This is a genomic window from Ornithinibacter sp., assembly GCF_035443565.1.
In the GTDB taxonomy this organism is placed as follows: Bacteria; Actinomycetota; Actinomycetes; order Actinomycetales; family Dermatophilaceae; genus Fodinibacter.
Genome location: NZ_DAORSO010000057.1, coordinates 10116 through 13797, shown reverse-complemented (window position 1 = coordinate 13797; position 3682 = coordinate 10116). Strand labels below are relative to the sequence as shown.

Sequence of the window (3682 nt, the reverse complement as noted above, 5' to 3'; positions counted from 1 at the left end):
ACAACCTGCGGGGGACCCCGGGCCGCGAGCTGTACGCCGCTGCGCACCTTCCGGGTGCACCCCACCTCGACCTCGACGCGGCCCTCGCCGGCCCACCGGGGTCAGGCGGGCGGCATCCGCTCCCCGACCCGGGGGTGCTCGAGGACGCGCTGCGCTCCTGCGGGATCGACGACGACGACGAGGTCGTCGTCTACGACCAGAGCACCTCGTTGTCCGCGGGTCGGGCCTGGTGGGTGCTGCGCTGGGCGGGCCACCCGCAGGTGAAGGTGCTCGACGGCGGCCTGGCCGCGTGGCGGCAGGCCGGCTTGCCCGTCTCGGATGCCGTGCCGTCGCCGTCGCGCGGTGACCTCACCGTGCGCGCGGGCTCGGTCCCCGTCCTCGATGCACTCGGCGCCGCAGACATGGCCCGCGCCGGCGTGCTGCTCGACGCCCGCACCCCGGAGCGGTTCCGCGGTGAGAGCGAGCCCATCGACCGCGTCGCCGGACGCATCCCCGGGTCGACGAACCTGCCCATCGGCGACCTGCTGAACACCGACGGCACGTTCCGCTCGGCGGAGGAGATCCGCCGGGTGGCGGCAGCGGCGGGGGTGCACCGCGACACCCCGGTCGGCACGACGTGCGGTTCAGGCGTCACCGCAGCGCAGCTGGCTCTGGCGCTGCACACGGCCGGGATCGACGCGATCCCCTACGTCGGCTCGTGGAGCGAGTGGATCGAGGACCCGAACCGGCCGATCGCGACCGGCCCGACGGTCTGAGCCTGACAGCACTCAGATCGCGAAGGACCCGGTGAAGTCGCCGAGCATGAGACTGGCCGGTCCGATGTCGGCCACCCGCCACAGTCGGGCCCGGGTCACGTCCCAGGCGAGCACCCGGCGCACCGTTCCCTGGAACCCCGCTCGCTCGGACCGGGACTCGAGGAACACCACGGCGGACGGGCCCCATCCGAGGGCTCGGTAGCACTGGGCCGGGACGAGTGGGCCCTCTGTCGCGGCCAGCACCCGCGGGATCGGGGGCAGGTCCCCCTGGGCGGCCATCAGCCCCTGCGATCGCTGGACCGCACGCTGGTAGGTCTCCGGAAGCCACGCGCCCGTGCTGACCCAGCCCTCGGTGTTGGAGACCGACGTGCCGTGCGGCACGAGCGGTGGGCCGCGCAGGTCCTTGGTGCCGGTCAGCTCCCCCTCACCGGAGAAGGTGCGCAGCACGGTGGCGCCGCCGGAGTCCACCAGGTCTGACCAGTCGGGGCTCACGGCGTTCTCGGCACGCCGGACGCCGTAGTTCTCGGGGTCGATGAGCCATCCGGCATCGCGCCCACGGGCCACGACGGTGCGCCCGTCACGCGCCCAGCCGGCCGCGGCGATGGTCGGGTCGGGCACCGGCACCTCGATGACGGAGCCGTCCCGGGCATCGAGGATGACGACCGCGGCCGGTCGGTGGAACACCACCCGGTGTCGGTCGTCGGCGATCGAGCGTGGGCCGAGCGGTCCTGAGCGCAGGGACGACAACGGCATCTGCACCGACGGCACGAGAACGTACGGTGTCGACGCGTTGGGGGCGTAGAGCACCGGCGACGAGCGATCGCCCGAGGTCGCCACCATGAACACACCCCGAACGGCGTTGGCGACCCCGGTCAGGCCCTGCTCGCCCAGAACCGCTCGCGCCTCCACGGGACCGGCGTCCAAGGTCTCGGGGAGCGCGAGCTCTTCGCGCAGGGGGTACACCGGCAGGTTGGCCTCTGAGCGAGGGTCCGGCGCGAGGTAGACCCTGACGCCCTGGACCTGGAGCAGCGGCAGCCGACCGTCGGCGACCGCCGCGGACGACGAAGACGTGGGCACCGGGCGCGGCCTCGGTGGTGCATCGGGCTCGCGCAGCGCCACGGCGGCCACCGCGCCGCCGGCGAGGACAAAGCCTGCGGCGAGCAGGCTGCGCCGCACCACCGAGCGCCGCTGCCGCCCGGCCTGCGCCCAGGCGTCACCGACGAGGTCGGTCTCGGGCAGGTCGTCGCTGGCCAGCTCGAGGTTCTCGCGGGCGTCATCCGGCGTCCACCCGAGCAGCGCGAGGACGGCCTCGTCGTCGCGGCGCACCACCCGCAGCGGCCGACCGAGCAGGGCGGCAGCAGCGTCCTCACCGTGGTCCTCGAGGTGGCAGGCAACGATGACGGCCCGTTGGGCCGGGGTGAGCGAGTCCAGTGCCGCCATGACCTCGGCGCGACGGCGTTCGTCGTCGGCTGCGTCCTCGTCCTCGTCGAGGCCACCGTCCTGCCACCGGATGCCGTGCTCACCGGCCCGCGGGGACGGCAGGTCCCGACGCCGCCACGACGCGACGGCGTCGCGGTACACCAGGTGGCGCACCACGGCATCCGGTCGTTCCTCCTCGACCCGGCCCCACTGCCGCGCGAGCGTCACGAAGACGTGGCGCAGCACCCCCTGCGCGATCCCGACGTCACCACACACGAGGTGGGCCACCCGCAGGAGCTCGGGTTGGCGCGACTGCGCGAACGCGACGAACTCGGCCTCGGCCTCGGACAGCCCGTTCGACCCGTCCACGCCCCACCACCTCCTCGCGTTCGGTCTGCTTAGATCGTCCCGTGACGGGGGCGACTGACTCACCATTCCACGTCGACCTGCGAGGCGTGGTCGACCTGTTGTCGCACCACCTGTACTCCGGGCCCCGGGTCTACCTTCGTGAGCTCCTCCAGAACTCGCTCGACGCCGTGACCGCCCGCACGCAGGACGATCCGCAGGCCCCGCGCCGGGTGCGCATCGTGCCAGCGGACCTCTCCCCGGACGGCTGCCTGCACGTCGACGACTCCGGTATCGGGCTCGACGAGGACGGCATCCGGGCGGTGCTCGCGACCATCGGCGCCTCCACCAAACGCGACGCCCTGGGGTTGGCGCGCGAGAGCTTCCTCGGTCAGTTCGGCATCGGGCTGTTGTCGTGCTTCCTCGTCACCGACGAGATCCGGGTGACGACGCGGCGGGCCGGCACCGACGAGACCTGGTTGTGGGTGGGCCGCGACGACGGCACGTACTCGGTGGCCCTCTCCCCGCAGCCACGCGCCGAACCCGGCACCGACGTGGCCCTGCGACCCCGAGGGAGCGCAGCCGACCTGCTCAGCGCCGAGGTCGTCGAACGGCTCGCGTCGTCCTACGCCTCCTACCTGCCGGTGGATCTCGTCGTCGAGACCGCGGGCGGGCCGGTGATCGCAGCAGGACGGCGCTTCCCGTGGGAGGGGGGCGGGCGGGATGCCGCGCTCTCCCTCGGCGAGGTGGTGGTCGGGGCCCGGCCACTGGACGTCGTGGACCTCTCCGACCCCGTGTCGGGGGTTCGGGGCCAGGCCTTCGTCCTGCCGCACCCCACCGGCACGCGCGGTGGGCACCGGCTCTACGCCAAGCGCATGCTCGTCGGCGAGTCGTTGCCGGACGTGCTGCCCGACTGGGCGTTCTTCGTGCGGGCCGTGCTCGACACCGAGCGGCTTGCCCTGACCGCCTCGCGCGAGTCGCTGGCGGACGACGACGTGTTGGGGCAGACCCGCGCCCGGCTCGGCGACCAGCTCAAGTGCTGGCTGCTGCGGATGGCCCGCACCGACCGGGCCCGCGCGCAGGAGTTCTTCGGGGTGCACCACCTGGGGCAGGTGGCCGCCATCGCACGGGCCGAGGACATCGCGGTGCTCAACGCCGGGTAT

3 protein-coding genes are annotated in these 3682 nt (G+C 73.6%); 2 read left to right on the top strand and 1 reads right to left on the bottom strand.

Features of this window, described 5'->3' with window-relative positions:
* Nucleotides 1-755 (top strand): sulfurtransferase (locus PLL68_RS08055; RefSeq protein ID WP_324533256.1); only part of this gene is annotated, 755 nt, incomplete at its 5' end.
* A 12-nt stretch (nt 756-767) separates the two neighbouring features.
* Here the strand turns inward: PLL68_RS08055 and PLL68_RS08050 are convergent.
* Nucleotides 768-2543 carry a hypothetical protein gene (locus tag PLL68_RS08050; protein WP_324533255.1) on the bottom strand — a complete coding sequence of 592 codons (1776 nt, stop codon included), beginning with the start codon at nt 2541-2543 and terminating at the stop codon, nt 768-770.
* Nucleotides 2544-2584: 41 nt separating this feature from the next.
* On the opposite strand from PLL68_RS08050, the gene PLL68_RS08045 reads away from it, so the two are divergent.
* The coding region (locus PLL68_RS08045) for an ATP-binding protein (RefSeq protein ID WP_324533254.1) at nt 2585-3682 on the top strand (1098 nt) is incomplete at its 3' end.